The 13,365-nt window shown below is 54.9% G+C and carries 11 protein-coding genes; 6 read left to right on the plus strand and 5 right to left on the minus strand.

The window, feature by feature from the left end:
* Positions 1 to 9 precede the first annotated feature (9 nt).
* On the minus strand, positions 10 to 903 hold the full coding sequence (locus JWU58_RS15715) for an AraC family transcriptional regulator (protein ID WP_206420491.1): 894 nt from the start codon (positions 901 to 903) through the stop codon (positions 10 to 12).
* A gap of 272 nt (positions 904 to 1,175) precedes the next feature.
* Between JWU58_RS15715 and JWU58_RS15720 the strand changes: the two genes are divergently transcribed.
* Both JWU58_RS15720 and JWU58_RS15725 read left to right on the plus strand, forming a co-directional pair.
* Positions 1,176 to 1,748, plus strand: coding sequence for a nuclear transport factor 2 family protein (locus tag JWU58_RS15720; RefSeq protein WP_206420492.1), 573 nt, complete (start codon positions 1,176 to 1,178; stop codon positions 1,746 to 1,748).
* A gap of 520 nt (positions 1,749 to 2,268) precedes the next feature.
* Positions 2,269 to 3,699, plus strand: coding sequence for an IS1182 family transposase (locus JWU58_RS15725; protein ID WP_160769025.1), 1,431 nt, complete (start codon positions 2,269 to 2,271; stop codon positions 3,697 to 3,699).
* Between the two features lie 554 nt (positions 3,700 to 4,253).
* Here the strand turns inward: JWU58_RS15725 and JWU58_RS15730 are convergent.
* The 3 genes from JWU58_RS15730 to JWU58_RS15740 form a co-directional block, all read right to left on the minus strand.
* Entirely contained in the window at positions 4,254 to 5,270 is a 1,017-nt protein-coding gene (locus JWU58_RS15730; RefSeq protein ID WP_206420493.1) for a hypothetical protein, read from the minus strand.
* A 61-nt stretch (positions 5,271 to 5,331) separates the two neighbouring features.
* Positions 5,332 to 6,666, minus strand: a complete 1,335-nt coding sequence (locus JWU58_RS15735) for an ATP-binding protein (protein ID WP_206420494.1) — start codon at positions 6,664 to 6,666, stop codon at positions 5,332 to 5,334.
* Positions 6,667 to 7,006: 340 nt separating this feature from the next.
* Positions 7,007 to 8,107, minus strand: a complete 1,101-nt coding sequence (locus tag JWU58_RS15740) for an oxidoreductase (RefSeq protein WP_206420495.1) — start codon at positions 8,105 to 8,107, stop codon at positions 7,007 to 7,009.
* Positions 8,108 to 8,230: 123 nt separating this feature from the next.
* Here JWU58_RS15740 and JWU58_RS15745 point away from each other — a divergent pair, with 123 nt between their 5' ends.
* Positions 8,231 to 9,121: a LysR family transcriptional regulator gene (locus tag JWU58_RS15745; RefSeq protein WP_206420496.1), complete on the plus strand. Its 891-nt coding sequence runs from the start codon at positions 8,231 to 8,233 to the stop codon at positions 9,119 to 9,121.
* Between the two features lie 77 nt (positions 9,122 to 9,198).
* On the opposite strand, the gene JWU58_RS15750 is transcribed toward JWU58_RS15745, so the two are convergent.
* Complete coding sequence (locus tag JWU58_RS15750) at positions 9,199 to 10,131, minus strand: LysR family transcriptional regulator (protein WP_206420497.1); 933 nt, start codon at positions 10,129 to 10,131, stop codon at positions 9,199 to 9,201.
* A gap of 146 nt (positions 10,132 to 10,277) precedes the next feature.
* On the opposite strand from JWU58_RS15750, the gene JWU58_RS15755 reads away from it, so the two are divergent.
* The 3 genes from JWU58_RS15755 to JWU58_RS15765 all read left to right on the plus strand — a co-directional run bounded on the left by JWU58_RS15755 (position 10,278) and on the right by JWU58_RS15765 (position 13,319).
* On the plus strand, positions 10,278 to 11,324 hold the full coding sequence (locus tag JWU58_RS15755; protein WP_206420498.1) for an SDR family oxidoreductase: 1,047 nt from the start codon (positions 10,278 to 10,280) through the stop codon (positions 11,322 to 11,324).
* A 57-nt stretch (positions 11,325 to 11,381) separates the two neighbouring features.
* On the plus strand, positions 11,382 to 12,692 hold the full coding sequence (locus JWU58_RS15760) for an NTP/NDP exchange transporter (RefSeq protein WP_206420499.1): 1,311 nt from the start codon (positions 11,382 to 11,384) through the stop codon (positions 12,690 to 12,692).
* Between the two features lie 84 nt (positions 12,693 to 12,776).
* A complete protein-coding gene (locus JWU58_RS15765) occupies positions 12,777 to 13,319 on the plus strand; it encodes a P-loop NTPase family protein (protein WP_150742645.1) in 543 nt (180 codons plus the stop codon).
* The last annotated feature ends 46 nt before the right edge of the window (positions 13,320 to 13,365 follow it).

Raw genomic sequence — 13,365 nt, forward strand, 5'->3', positions numbered from 1 at the left:
GTGCTGGATTCAAATCCCGCAAATGTCCGTGCGCAGCCGCCAGGCGTCCTTCGCCGGTGGCATGCCGAACAAGCGGGCGTAGTCCCGACTGAACTGCGAGGGGCTTTCGTATCCGACTGCATATCCCGCCTCTGCGGCGTCGACCGCTTCGGTGACCATCAGCCGACGTGCTTCCTGTAGCCGCAACTGATTGCGAAACTCCAGCGGGCTCATCGAGGTGATCGCCTTGAAATGCGTGTGAAACGAAGAACGGCTCATGCCGGCGATTTCGACGAGTTCATCTATTCGACACGCTTCGTTGTAGTGGCTGCGCAGCCAGGCAATGGCCTTGGCAATCTGGTTCAAGCGGCTGTCTGCTTGTGCCATTTGCCTGATGATGCTGTTGCCATTCTCGGTTAGAAGGCGATAAAGCATTTCGCGAATCACCAGCGGAGCGAGCGCTTCGATATCCCGTGGCCTGTCGAGCAGCCCGGCCAGCCGAACCGCAGCATCCAGCAGTTCTGGAGTCGTATCGTTGAGCGTAATGCCTGCCGGCGGCGCACTGACGCTCTCTTCTCTTAGCGGATGGCGCAGCGCAAGTTCACTCAACACAGCGGTATCGAGATCCAGCGCCAGGCACAGATAAGGAACAGCCTCACTCGCCTCGATGACCGAGCCCATCACCGGAAGGTCTACCGATGCAATCAGGTACTTGGCCGGATCGTAAACATAGGCGGTAGTGCCCAGCATCGCTTGTTTACGTCCTTGGGCGACCAGGCAGAGTGTTGGCTCGTACATCACCGGCATAGGCATCGTGGGCGTAGCCGAACGAATCAGGCTGACACCCGGAATCGCGGTGCTGTGAATGCCGTCATCCCGGACGTGACGACCAACGATATCGACAAGCTTTGAAAGGGAATTCAAACACAACTCCATAACGTGGGAATGCGGCGGTTAGACATCTGGTATCGGATGATCAAGCAAGAAATCAGGACGATCCTGCAACAGCCCTCCTCCGCTCGTAAGTCACACTTCAAATGAAGCCCAGAGATACTGCCGGCCAAACCCGCGCCGATTCTTTGCCAATGCCTCATATAGAACAACGGCGTGTGGGAACGCAACTAGCGGCTTACAGATAACAACAACGGCCCATCCAACTCGACGGGGCTCATCGGATAGATTAAGGAGCACAGGAAATGACGCTTGTTCAACGCCTCTCTACAGCGCTAGCACTAGTCTTCACCACACTCATTGCAGGGCCGGCGCCCGCCGTGGCCAGCGAACCGACTACGGAACGCAATCGCCAATTCATTGCGCAAGCGTTCAACCAGTGGGCTCAAGGCGGCCGGACGTTCTTCATAGATGTGCTGGCTCCCGACGTGATCTGGACAATCAAGGGGACGAGCCCCTCGGCGGGTACTTATCGCGGCCGAGATGACTTCCTGAAACGCGCAGTCCAACCTTTCGCAAAACGGCTTGCCTCGCCCGTACGCCCGACGGTGGCGGATATCTGGGCTGAAGGCGATGACGTCGTCGTGCACTGGGACGGCACCGCCACCGCAGCCGACGGCGCGCCTTATCGCAACAGCTACGTATGGATTATGCGTATGCGAAACTTGCAGGCAGTTGAGGTCACTGCCTTTCTCGACCTGGTGCCTTATGACGACGTTATCAGGCGAATTCCGCTTAAAGAGGGCGATGTTGAATTGATAAGCCCGCCAGGTTCGACTGAAGGATCTGCCTGCAGGAAGCTGCAAGATTTTACGTAGGTGGGCATGTCAGCGAATGTCTGCTTTCGGCTCAGAGTGTGTCAAAACCGCTTGTTAGCGGCTTCCACTCTAATGTTTTTTCCTACTCAGCCCAGGTCAGACATCAGTTGCTCAGATTCAGTATAAGATTCCGGAAATCAGCAGGTACGCCGAAAACGTGGGCTAGATGCTAGAAATCTGGGGGTTGGATGATTGCAAGCAACGTTTCATATCTTTGTCCGGTTTGTGGATACCCCGGGCTTGAAGAGCCTCCATACGATGAGGTTGGCTGCTCTTCTTTTGGCATGTGCCCGTCCTGCGGTACGCAGTTTGGCTATGATGACGCAACATCTGCTCATGCTGATTTGCGGAAATTATGGATCTCTAAAGGAATGCTTTGGTGGAGCAAAGCTCAAGCGTCGCCGAGTGGTTGGGACCCGGTAAGGCAACTACAGGCGGTTGAAAAACGCATCAATATCTGAACAGAACACCGCTCTTAGCCCTGCTATGATTTCTGAGGATTTCATCGCAGGGATCGCCCATGAAGCGCTTTATCCAAGGTGAACATCGAGGCCAAGAAACCTTCCTTCCCGCGAGCCTCGACGATTACGTCACGGATGCCAATCCGGTGCGCGTAGTCGACGTCTTTGTCGACGAACTCGACCTGGTCAAACTGGGTTTCGAAGGCGCCATACCGGCTGATACTGGCCGGCCGGCTTACCATCCCGCGATCCTGCTGAAAATCTACATCTATGGCTATCTGAACCGCATTCCATCGAGTCGGCGTCTTGAACGAGAAGCCCAACGCAACGTCGAGCTGATGTGGCTGACTGGACGTTTGATGCCCGATTTCAAGACCATCGCCAACTTCCGAAAAGACAACAGCAAGGCCATCCGAGGTGTCTGCCGCCAGTTCGTGGTGCTGTGCCAGCAGCTAGGACTGTTCGAAGAAAATCTGGTCGCCATCGACGGCAGTAAATTCAAGGCCGTCAATAACCGCGACCGCAATTTCACCAGCGCCAAGCTGAAACGGCGGATGGAAGAAATTGAATCAATTATCAATCGGTACCTGACTGCGCTCGACGAAACCGATCGGCAAGAACCCTCGGTCGCTCAGCCCAAGGCTGCTCGTCTGCAAGAGAAAATCGACAAACTCAAAGCTCAGATGAAAGAGTTGCAGGTCATTGAAACTCAGCTCAACGAATCACCGGATAAACAGGTCTCACTGACCGATCCAGACGCCCGTTCCATGATGACGCGCGGCACTGGAATCGTCGGTTACAACGTGCAGACAGCGGTCGATACCCAGCACCATTTGATCGTTGCGCATGAGGTGACCAACGTCGGTTCCGACCGCGATCTACTCAGCTCGATGGCCAAGCAGGCCCGCGAGGCGATGGCGTCAGATACGTTGTCGGTAGTGGCTGACCGAGGTTACTTCAAAAGCGAACAAATCCTGGCTTGTCACGATGCAGGCATCACCGCCTATGTGCCCAAACCGATGACCTCTGGAGCCAAGGCTGACGGACGTTTCAATAACGATGCCTTCATCTATGACGCGGCAAAAAACGAATACATTTGTCCCGCTGGAGAGGCGTTGATCTGGCGCTTTTCCAGCGTTGAAAAAGGCCTGACGCTGCACCGTTACTGGAGTTCTAATTGCCAGGGATGCGTGCTGAAATCGAAGTGCACACCGAGCAAGCAACGGCGAGTTCGGCGATGGGAGCATGAAGCCGTATTGGAGGAAATGCAGAACAGGCTGAGCAACGCGCCGGACATGTTGCGAGTCCGCAAGCGTACGGTCGAGCATCCCTTCGGGACACTCAAACAATGGATGGGCGCCACACATTTCCTGACACGAAAGCTGAACGGAGTAAGTGCGGAGATGAGCTTGAACGTCCTCGCCTACAACTTGAAACGAATCATGAAAATTCTCGGTACCAGCAGTTTAATGAAGGCGCTGTCGGCCTGAAGAGGTCTGTATTTTGGCCACCCAGCAAGGTAGAAGCGGCGCGAGGGGCTCCCAGACCCTCGTGATGATCCGCAGGACTTGTTGTGAGCAATTACTCAGCTAACAACCGTCAGCGCTGCGCGCCGACAGTGCATCAGCGCGTTTTTACACACTCTGGGCCAATAGCGGACATTGATCTCGCGACTATTACCGCCCGAACCTATTCCTCGCAACTTGCACAGTTCGGTGTCGCTCAAGAACCAGTTCAGCCTATCCTAGAATGCTTCAATTTTTAACCCGCCGATCCTCGTGCGCAGATGCAACCCAAATATCGCTCTTCACATCCCGAAGATGACATAATTAACCTATATTAAAAACCGCTTAAATATTATTCCCCTTACATGGCATTGCCAGTTAAAAGGTCAGGGCGAATGTATCTGGATTGTTAATTAATGCCGTCTTTTTTACGTACAAGACAGTGCTCGCTGCTGTTTCTCACCATACCCTATAAGCTTACAAAGCTTGAGGCAGTTTAAGTGTCAAAGTTTCCAGGTTTTGTATTTAAAGACTTTTTATTAAGATTCGTCTTTTTTCTGCTGGAAAATATTCTTAAATTTTTCAATTGAAGTGTGGGCCGTGCTCATTGATTCAATCATATAGTTAAAATCATTGGAGGCGCTTCCTTTGTAGGTTGGCCAGTTCACATCCTCTTTCAGAACTTCCATCATCCTATCACGAGCGTCTATGCCCTCTTCACCCTCAAATTCTCTTAATGCGTAGTAACCCAGCAAGTATCTATCATAGACAGATCTCACTCGCAAACAAGATAATGACACTTCAACGTAGTAACGATATTGTTTAAAGAACCATGCCGCTAGGAATTCCACAATCACAAACGTCATAGAGCAAGCGATCATACCTACATACATGACGTGAGCATCGGGCTTAGTAAGATTAGCGAAAACTTGCCAGATCACAATTGCTAACACGTAAAAAACTAATCCGCCCGCCATGAAGGCAACGCCTTTGTCCAATAGTTTTGTTGCTGTGACTTCCGAGCTCGCAGCATATGCTGAAAGAGAGCGAAGAATATTTGAAACATATACTTCGAATGATGTTTCTGTCGAAGCCGCCTCGTACGAGTATGTGTTTTCTCTAGATTGATCTTTCGTTCCCTCTTGTTTCTTTTTGCCCTCCTCTGCTTCAGTGAACTCAATTCCGGTTGTTAAGCGGAGAACCAAAGCCAATAAATTCGACACCGAAGAAGCGAACTTCACCCTGGCTTCCGGGGTATTAACCTTTTCAAAAGTAGCAGTCCCGAGCATTGCTATTTGCGCAGTGAATGTAACAGCGGCTACACCTACACCAAATAATATGGCCAGTGTTCCGCCCAAATTAGCTCGTGCCTCATTGACTAAATCCGGGCGATTGAATGACAAAATCCCGTATGTAAAAGCCACAGTGGCAGCGAAAGCTATAATGGCGCCGATGACCGCCTGAGACTGTTTTGAGAGTCCTTTGCGAGTAATCGTGTAGATTTTCTCGTCTTTTGATACATGACCATGCTCACTATTCAACGATCCCTGATCCATCCGAGCCACCTGAAATTGCTATCGAAAATGTTATCGTAAAGCCATAAATCTATTAGTGATGTTAATTTTTATGCATGTAGTTAATCTTGTGGGTGTGAATGCTTTTTGTTAACTCTTCAGTTGAAAAGTTCTTGATGAAGTTTGCTATCACATCATTCCAGTCGATTAGTTCGTGCGGATCTTGTGAGTCCGAGCTTGAAACTAAAACCATGGCAAAGGCTCTATATAATGGATCTATAAAGGCGTACTTTCCAGAGTTTTCGCTAGAGCGAATCAATGGTGTGGTTTCAGTTTCGCACATTTGCTTCAGGTATTTTGTTAGATTGCCTTGGGGGTAATCGCTTTCGTATTTTGCTATTCTTTTAAAAATATCAGCTCTAGTTCCTCCTTCTTGTGGAAGCTCAGAGAGAGCCTTAACAATCAACTCGGCATTATTATATTTTTTTACTTTTGATTGCTTAAGATTATTTTCAAAAGCCATTTTTAAAGTGTCAGACGCTTCATCCAGGTACATTTTTAGCGCAGGCTGCAGTGATTCTTTTTTTATAACTACAAGCTCTTTTCTTGGGGTGTTAAAGTCCAAGTGTACGCAGATATTCAAACAAAGGGTATGGCAAATAGACGGTAGGCCAGCCGCATAGTGGCTTATTGTAGAGCTGAGCGATGAGTCGAACCGTAAATTCATTAGTTCAGCGCCCTTAATTATTATATCCTGCAACTCATGCACGTTCATTAGTGGCACATGAATCTCTGCTACCCTTGTACGCATCTCATTGTCATACTTAACCACCTGTCGAGCCGAATCCACTGCGCCAATAGCGATTATCTTTAAAGTGTTATATTCACCAGCCATATCTACAAAAACTTTCATTGCCTGAGATAAAAGAGCTCTGTCACCTTCATTTATCTTATGAAAGTCCTCAAGTATCCAGCAGCTTTTTGCCTGCCCCATAAAACGCGCTAAATTCTGGAGAGTAAGCTGTGGAGGCAATAGCCTAATCGATTTATCGGAACGTTCTCGCAAGCCGAGACCGGATATTTGATTTTTTATCCCTAGATAAGTTGCGTTCAGTTGAACGCCTACACTGTCAGAGTTCCTAGCGGTTTTTTCAGTTGTAAAGAATGGAGATAGTTGATCAAAAGCATCGAGTACCAACTGATCGAAGCTCATCCCTTGCATACATCTAGAAATCACATGACTCTCGTAAAGTCGTTCTAGTTTTTTATTAATTAGCGTGGACTTTCCAGATCCAGAATGCCCATAAATCACGATTTGCTTGCCTGGAGTTCGAAGCGCATTTACCAAGTTGTTATTAATTTCATCTCTTTCAATGAATGTTAAATTAGCAGGTGTGGCAGGAGTGAAGACTTGGTATACCGTAGGTTCGACTTCCATGCTCTATGTCCGAAAAGGAAAAACCGAAGGTGTTAAATTTACTACAACGATACCGGCCAGTCGATTGCTAACATAGGTTCGCGTAGCTAAATCGACAACAATATGTCCGTATCAGTAACCTCCCGCTTGCGCTTATCTAAACTTTTGCCGAGAGGGTGTTTTCACAGCCCCAAGGCCAAACGCCGCGATTGACTGAAGGCCGTCTTGGTGAACGCCCGCTGTTGGCCGATAGTGGCCGCTCACGGACGTCCGCTTTCGGGCAATGGCTGCCTTTCGTAACTGGCTGAAGTCGACCGAAAGCGAGTTATCTGGAGGCAACGTTAAGTAGCTGTCAGTTGACTTACATGGCCAGCTCACTTTCCTTGATATTTGCGATAGGGCCTAGAATCGACGCGTCAAACGCTGCCAGAGGGCGGCGATCGGCAAGGCGGTTGGGGTAGTCTGGGTTCGCCAGTGCTGCCTTTCCGATAGCCAGAATATCTGCCCCATCGGCCCGCACGGCGTCGAAGTGTTCCTCGTCATGCAGGCCGCCGTTTGCGATCAACACGACCCCGGGCGCATGACGACGCGCCAACGCAACCAGGCTTTCTGTGCTGCTGAGGAAAGCAGGTTGCCACACCTCATATTCAGTCAAATGGATGTAGTCGACCCCGGCGTCCTTGAGGGAGCCAAAAATGACTTCGGCATCGTCTTCGCCGTTCGACCATTTGTGCCCGAAATCATTGACCTTGCCTTGAGAGATCCGAACGCCAACGGGAACAGCCCCCACGGTTTCCCGGACGGTTTTGATTACTTCCAGAATTAACCCGATGCGTTGTTGCGTGCTGCCACCCCAGCGGTCATTGCGGTGATTGGTGTAATCGGTGAGGAATTGGTCAAGCAAGTAACCATTCGCTCCATGTATCTCGACACCATCGAAGCCCGCATCCACAACTGACCGCTTCGCAGCCTGAGCGAAGCCAGCAATGGCATCAGCGATGTTTTCGTCCGTCATCGCCGTGGGCACCGGGTACTTGCCTTCTCCATAGTAGAACCGCATTTGCTCGCCTTTGGGACGAGTCGCCGAGGCCGCGACGGTTTGCCGGGTGAAGCGATTCCCTTGGCTCAGAGCTCCGGCATGCATGAGTTGGGCGAAAATAGCAGATTCTTGAGCGTGAACTCGGTCTGTGACCGTTCGCCATGCGAGGGTTTGTTCGGTGTCCGTCAGGCCTGGCTGGAAGCGATAGCCTTGGGAAAAGCGTTGGTCAGTGTAGATTCCTTCGGTAATGACTAATCCAAACCCGCCTTTGGCGAAGCGTTCGTAATAGCGCGCTATTGTGTCGGTCACTGCGCCGGTTTGCGTGGCGCTGACGCGAGTCATGGGGGCGACCGCCAAGCGATTGCGGAGGGTGAAATTCTTGATATCGTATGGCGTTAAAATCGATGGGGACGAGTGGTTCATGGCTGCACCTCGTTTCTAAGCGTACCAAGGCGTAATTGCCTGCTGTGATAGATAGTACGGAGGGGTTGGGGCTCGACCAAGCCGACTTTGTGTGAAGCCGGCATAACGGAAAAGGATGCAATCATGCTGACTACTGACCTGCGCATATTTCTTGCTGTCGCGGCTGCGCGCAGCCTGTCGGATGCGGCGCGCAGACTCGATGTGATGCCCATGCAGGTGTCACGGCGTATTACTGCGCTCGAGCGGGAATTGGGTGTGCGGCTGTTTCAACGCACTACCAGAGCAGTGTCGCTCACTGCCGAGGGCGAAGCATTCCTTCCCTTTGCCCATACCATGATCGAGGCCGAGGAGAGTGCGATTGGGGAGTTACAGCCTTCGTCGAGCCGGGTGACAGGATTGTTGCGGATGACGGCACCTAGTGTTTTTGGACAATCCATTGTCTTGCCCATGCTGCCGAAACTGTTGCAGCGATACCCTGATCTACAGGTGGAGCTCGATGTTTCCGATACAGTAGTCGATCTGGTGGGGCGCGGATTTGACCTCGCACTGCGCGTGGCGCCTCTGGCCGATTCCGAACTGGTTGCCAGGCGTATCGCACCCAATCCACGCGTTCTCTGTGCGGCCCCTCACTATCTGCGACAGCACGGTACGCCCTGCACCGTAGCGGAGCTCGATCAGCACTCGTGCATTGTTCTTCAGGCTGTACCGAAATGGCCTTTTGTGGTGAACGGCGAGATCGTTCGGCGGCGGGTACAGGGGCGGGTGATGATTAGTAACGTTGGCGCCGTACGCGATGCTGCAATCGAAGGCTTGGGCATTGCGATGCTCGCATACTGGGACGTCTTGCCCCAATTGCGAGAAGGTTCTCTGAAGGAAATCCAGCTGACTGACGGGAGCATGGAACAGTTGTCTGTCTGGGCCGTCACCCCGACCCGCCAGTATATTCCCGCTAGAGTGAAAGTTTTCCTGCAGACGCTCGAAGCTGAAATGACTTCGCGGCTTCAGGGCATCTAACCGTATCTTGAATGTCCGCTTGTGGCCGATTGCTGCCCGTCGCCATGCGCGCCCTGCTGGCAGACCATGCATTAGCCTCACGAAACAGCGCCGAATACACCTGCACTCTCCGCAATCCGCCCTTCCCCCCGCAAAAAATCCACAAACGCCCTCAGCGGCGAAGGCATGTGACGGCGGCCGTGGTAGTAAAGAAACGGGCCGTCGAAGGCCTGCCACCAGTCTTCGAGAATCGGCACCAGTCGACCATCGGAGAGTGGCTCGCGCAGGAAGTCCTCGAAGGTATAGACGATGCCCAGTCCGTTGATGGCCGAGCGAATTTTCAGATCGTGCGACGACGTCAGCAGTTGCCCCTGAGGCGGGATACGTACGATACGGCCGTCTCGATGGAACTCGAATACGCCGACTTTCCCACTCTCGAACCGATGGCCAAGCAGGTCATGGCTCGGCAGTTCTTCGGGGTGAGTAGGCGTACCGCGTTCAGCCAGATAGCCCGGGGCGGCCGCTGCAACGAAGCGTTGGCGACGCGGGCCGATGGGCACGGCGATCATGTCCTTGGCCAGGCTCTCTTCATAGCGCACGCCGGCGTCATAGCCGCCAGCGTTGACGTCGACAAAGGCGTTGTCCATCACCACTTCAACACTAATCCCTGGATAAAGGCGTAGAAAACGCGCCAGCAGGTCGGGCAACAGAAAGCGTGCCACCGGCACTGGCACGTTGAGTTTGAGCGTGCCGACCGGGCGCTGAGCGTCGTCGTCCAGATCGTTGAAAGCGGCGTCGATTTCCTGCAAGGCCGGGCGCAGGCGCTCGAGCAATCGCTCGCCGGCGGCAGTCGGCGTGACGCTGCGCGTGGTTCGATTGAGCAGGCGCACGCCCAGGTCGCTTTCCAGCCGACGCATGCAGTCGCTCAACGACGAGGCGGACAGCCCGCGTTTTTGCGCGGCAGCACGAAATCCCCCCGCCTCGACCACCGCAGCAAATATCGACACATCGGTAAGGTTTGGTTTACGCATGAACGCTTCCTCCGCAAGCGGCTGACTGTACGCCATGCCGTACGGGCCATCCACCAATGCCCGACTTATCCTCGCGCATTCGCACACCGATACTGCTCACTCGCCCCCGCCAACCGGGAACCTGTCACGCGAATGAGAATGCCCCGATGAGCCATTCACCCGCTACGCCAAGCAATACCGCGACCCAACGCCTTCTCAAGGCCACCCGAATGCTGTTCGCCATTTCCGCGATGGCCGGCACACTGGCTGCGCAGGCGACTTCCCGAACGGAGCCGAAGCCGGACTGGTCTGCCCACGATATGCCCAGCCAGAAAGGCCGCATCGTGCTGGTGACCGGAGGGACCAGCGGCATGGGCTATGAAGACGCGCTGGCCCTGACGCGCGCCGGTGCCGAGGTGATCATCGCCGCACGCAACGCCGAGCGCGGCCGCGAAGCAATCACGAAGATCAAGCAAGCCGTGCCCGAGGCGCGCGTGCAATTCGAAACGCTGGATCTTGCCAATCTGCAATCGGTGCGCGACCTCGCCAACCGTCTGCAAGGGCGCCTGCCGAGGCTCGACGTGCTGATCAACAATGCCGCGATCATGTCGCCGCCTGTTCGAGGCGTTTCGGCCGATGGCTACGAGATGCAACTGGCGACTAATTACCTGGGGCATTTCGCCTTGACCGGCCTGCTGATGCCCCTGCTACGCAAAAGCGACGATGGTCGGGTGGTCAGCCTGTCGAGCATTGCCGCCGGGCGCGCAAGCCTGAACTTCGATGACCTGCAGGCTGAGCGCAGTTACGACCCTTTCGCCAGCTACAGCCAATCGAAACTGGCGGTTCTAAAGTGGAGTATTGAGCTGCAGCAGCGCAGCGATGCCGCCGGTTGGGGGATACGCAGCATCGCCGCTCACCCCGGCGTTGCCGTGACGGAGCTGATCGCCCGGGGGCCTGGCCTGGACAGTGAATTCGGCAAACAATGGGCTGTAGAGCGGGACCTGTATCATTCCGCAGCGCAGGGCGCGCTGCCCACGCTGTATGCAGCGACGGCGCTGGAGGCTGTCGGCGGTGGCTACTACGGGCCTACCGGTGATAACGAAAAGCGCGGGCCGCTGGGCTTCGCCAAGATGCCGCCGGCCGCTGCCGATCGCTCGAATTCGGCCACACTGTGGCAACTCTCCGAGCGACTGACCGGCGTCACCTACCGCTGACCGCCCGGCACGGGCAGGCCCCGTGCCATTGCCCCGCCACTCCCACAGGAGCGCAACATGGATACGTCTCTTCTCGCCCACCGCGCCGGCGCCATCATCAATGCCGAGGCTGACGAGCTGCGCCCTGCGCTCAACGGTTTTCTGCTGTTCGTTTGCCTGTTCGCCGGCTATTTCATGCTCCGTCCGATCCGCGAATCGATGGGCATCACTGCCGGCGTCGAGAACTTGCAGTGGCTGTTCACCGCGACCTTCCTGGTCATGCTGGCGGCCGTTCCGCTGTTCGCCTGGCTCAGCGCACACGTACCGCGCCTGCATTTCGTGGACTGGGTATACGGGTTCTTCTGCACCAATCTGCTGTTGTTCGCCGCCTTGTTCCTGGGCGAGGAAAGCCCTTGGCTGGCGCGCGTGTTTTATGTGTGGATATCGGTCTACAACCTGTTTGTCGTATCGGTCGCCTGGAGCCTGATGGCCGATGTCTTCGACAGTGCCCAGGCCAAACGCCTGTTCGCGTTCATCGCGGCGGGCGCCAGCGTCGGCGGCCTGAGTGGCCCTGCGCTGAGCGCCTTGCTGATCGGTCCGCTGGGCGAGTCCGGCCTGATGCTGCTGGCCGCTGTTCTGCTGGCCGCTGCGATGTGGTTCAAGCGGCAGTTGATGCGCTGGCGTGAACGGGGTGGCGCAGGACGCCCCGATGCCGCGCCGAGCGAAAGCCCCCGCAGGCCGTTGCCGGGCAATCCCTTCAGCGGTATGACGGCCGTTCTGAAATCACCCTATCTGCTCGGCATCTGCGGCTTTGTGGTGCTGCTGGCGACAGTCTCCACCTTCCTTTACTTCGAGCAGGCACGCGTCGTCGCCGAACACTTCCCGGACCGCGAGGCGCAGGTGCGCGTGTTCGGCATCATCGACTTTGTCGTGCAGGCAGGCGCCCTGCTCTGTCAGCTGTTCATCACCGGACGCCTCGCGCAAAGGCTCGGCGTCGGCGTGCTGTTGGCCATGGTGCCGCTGGTCATGTGTGCCGGGTTCATCGGGCTGATCTTCGCGCCCAGCTTTGGCCTGATCGCCGCGCTGATGATCGTGCGCCGCATCGGTGAATACGCCTTCGTGCGTCCAGGCCGAGAGATGCTGTTTGCCCCGCTCGATGCCGAAAGCAAGTACAAGGCAAAGAACTTCATCGACACCGTGGTCTACCGCGCCGGCGATGCCATCAGTGCCTGGGCGAAAAGCGCGCTGGACGCCCTCAGCCAAGGTGCAGGCATGGCGGCGCTGGTCGGCGCATTGTGTGCACTGCTGTGGGGGCTGCTGGGATGGCGGCTCGGCGAGCGGGCGGACCGCCGAGCCAATTTGTCGGCGGCGCGGCAAAACCCAGCGTAGCGCTCAAGAGTCATTGACGGAGACAGGCATTGCCGTAGAATCGCCCGCCCAAAAAATCAGCTTGCAGAGCGAGAAGGAGCTTCGATGCAACGGGTGATGATTGTTGGTCAGCCTGGGTCTGGCAAAAGTACGTTGGCGCGCAAACTGGGTAAGCGCACGGGGTTGCCGGTCGTGCATATCGACACGATCCACTGGCAGCCAGGCTGGATCGAGCGAAGCCCGGATGAGAAGACCCGACTCTGCCTGGAGGTCGAGGCGCGTGATCGCTGGATATTCGAAGGTGGCCATTCGACCACTTGGGAAAATCGCATCGCCCGTGCAGATCTGCTGATCTGGATCGATCGTTCGCCACCGCTTCGATTCTTGCGCGTCCTGCGTAGAACGCTGCTCAACCACGGTCAGTCTCGGCCTGACTTGCCGGAAAACTGCCCCGAACAGCTGGCGAATCTGCCGGAGTTTCTAAAGTTCATGTGGCGGACGAGAAAAACCTCGCGAGCCAAAATGCGCCAATTCGTGTTAACGGCGCCATCGGCTTGCCGGGTGGTTCATCTGCGATCCAATCGAGAGACGAGGATATTTCTTGAAAGCATTCGCCATGCACAGGGCCAGACTTTGCAGACTGACTGACGGCTGACCGCCCCACCAGGGAACTGCGGGTGCCAGGCATCGTCCG

This window comes from Pseudomonas atacamensis (genome assembly GCF_017167965.1).
GTDB classification, from domain to species: domain Bacteria; phylum Pseudomonadota; class Gammaproteobacteria; order Pseudomonadales; family Pseudomonadaceae; genus Aquipseudomonas; species Aquipseudomonas atacamensis.

Coding starts and splice junctions, on each gene's coding strand:
- JWU58_RS15720 (WP_206420492.1), top strand. CDS start 1,176: ATGACGCTTGTTCAACGCCTCTCTACAGCGCTAGCACTAGTCTTCACC.
- JWU58_RS15725 (WP_160769025.1), top strand. CDS start 2,269: ATGAAGCGCTTTATCCAAGGTGAACATCGAGGCCAAGAAACCTTCCTT.
- JWU58_RS15730 (WP_206420493.1), bottom strand. CDS start 5,270: ATGGATCAGGGATCGTTGAATAGTGAGCATGGTCATGTATCAAAAGAC.
- JWU58_RS15735 (WP_206420494.1), bottom strand. CDS start 6,666: ATGGAAGTCGAACCTACGGTATACCAAGTCTTCACTCCTGCCACACCT.
- JWU58_RS15740 (WP_206420495.1), bottom strand. CDS start 8,107: ATGAACCACTCGTCCCCATCGATTTTAACGCCATACGATATCAAGAAT.
- JWU58_RS15745 (WP_206420496.1), top strand. CDS start 8,231: ATGCTGACTACTGACCTGCGCATATTTCTTGCTGTCGCGGCTGCGCGC.
- JWU58_RS15750 (WP_206420497.1), bottom strand. CDS start 10,131: ATGCGTAAACCAAACCTTACCGATGTGTCGATATTTGCTGCGGTGGTC.
- JWU58_RS15755 (WP_206420498.1), top strand. CDS start 10,278: ATGAGCCATTCACCCGCTACGCCAAGCAATACCGCGACCCAACGCCTT.
- JWU58_RS15760 (WP_206420499.1), top strand. CDS start 11,382: ATGGATACGTCTCTTCTCGCCCACCGCGCCGGCGCCATCATCAATGCC.
- JWU58_RS15765 (WP_150742645.1), top strand. CDS start 12,777: ATGCAACGGGTGATGATTGTTGGTCAGCCTGGGTCTGGCAAAAGTACG.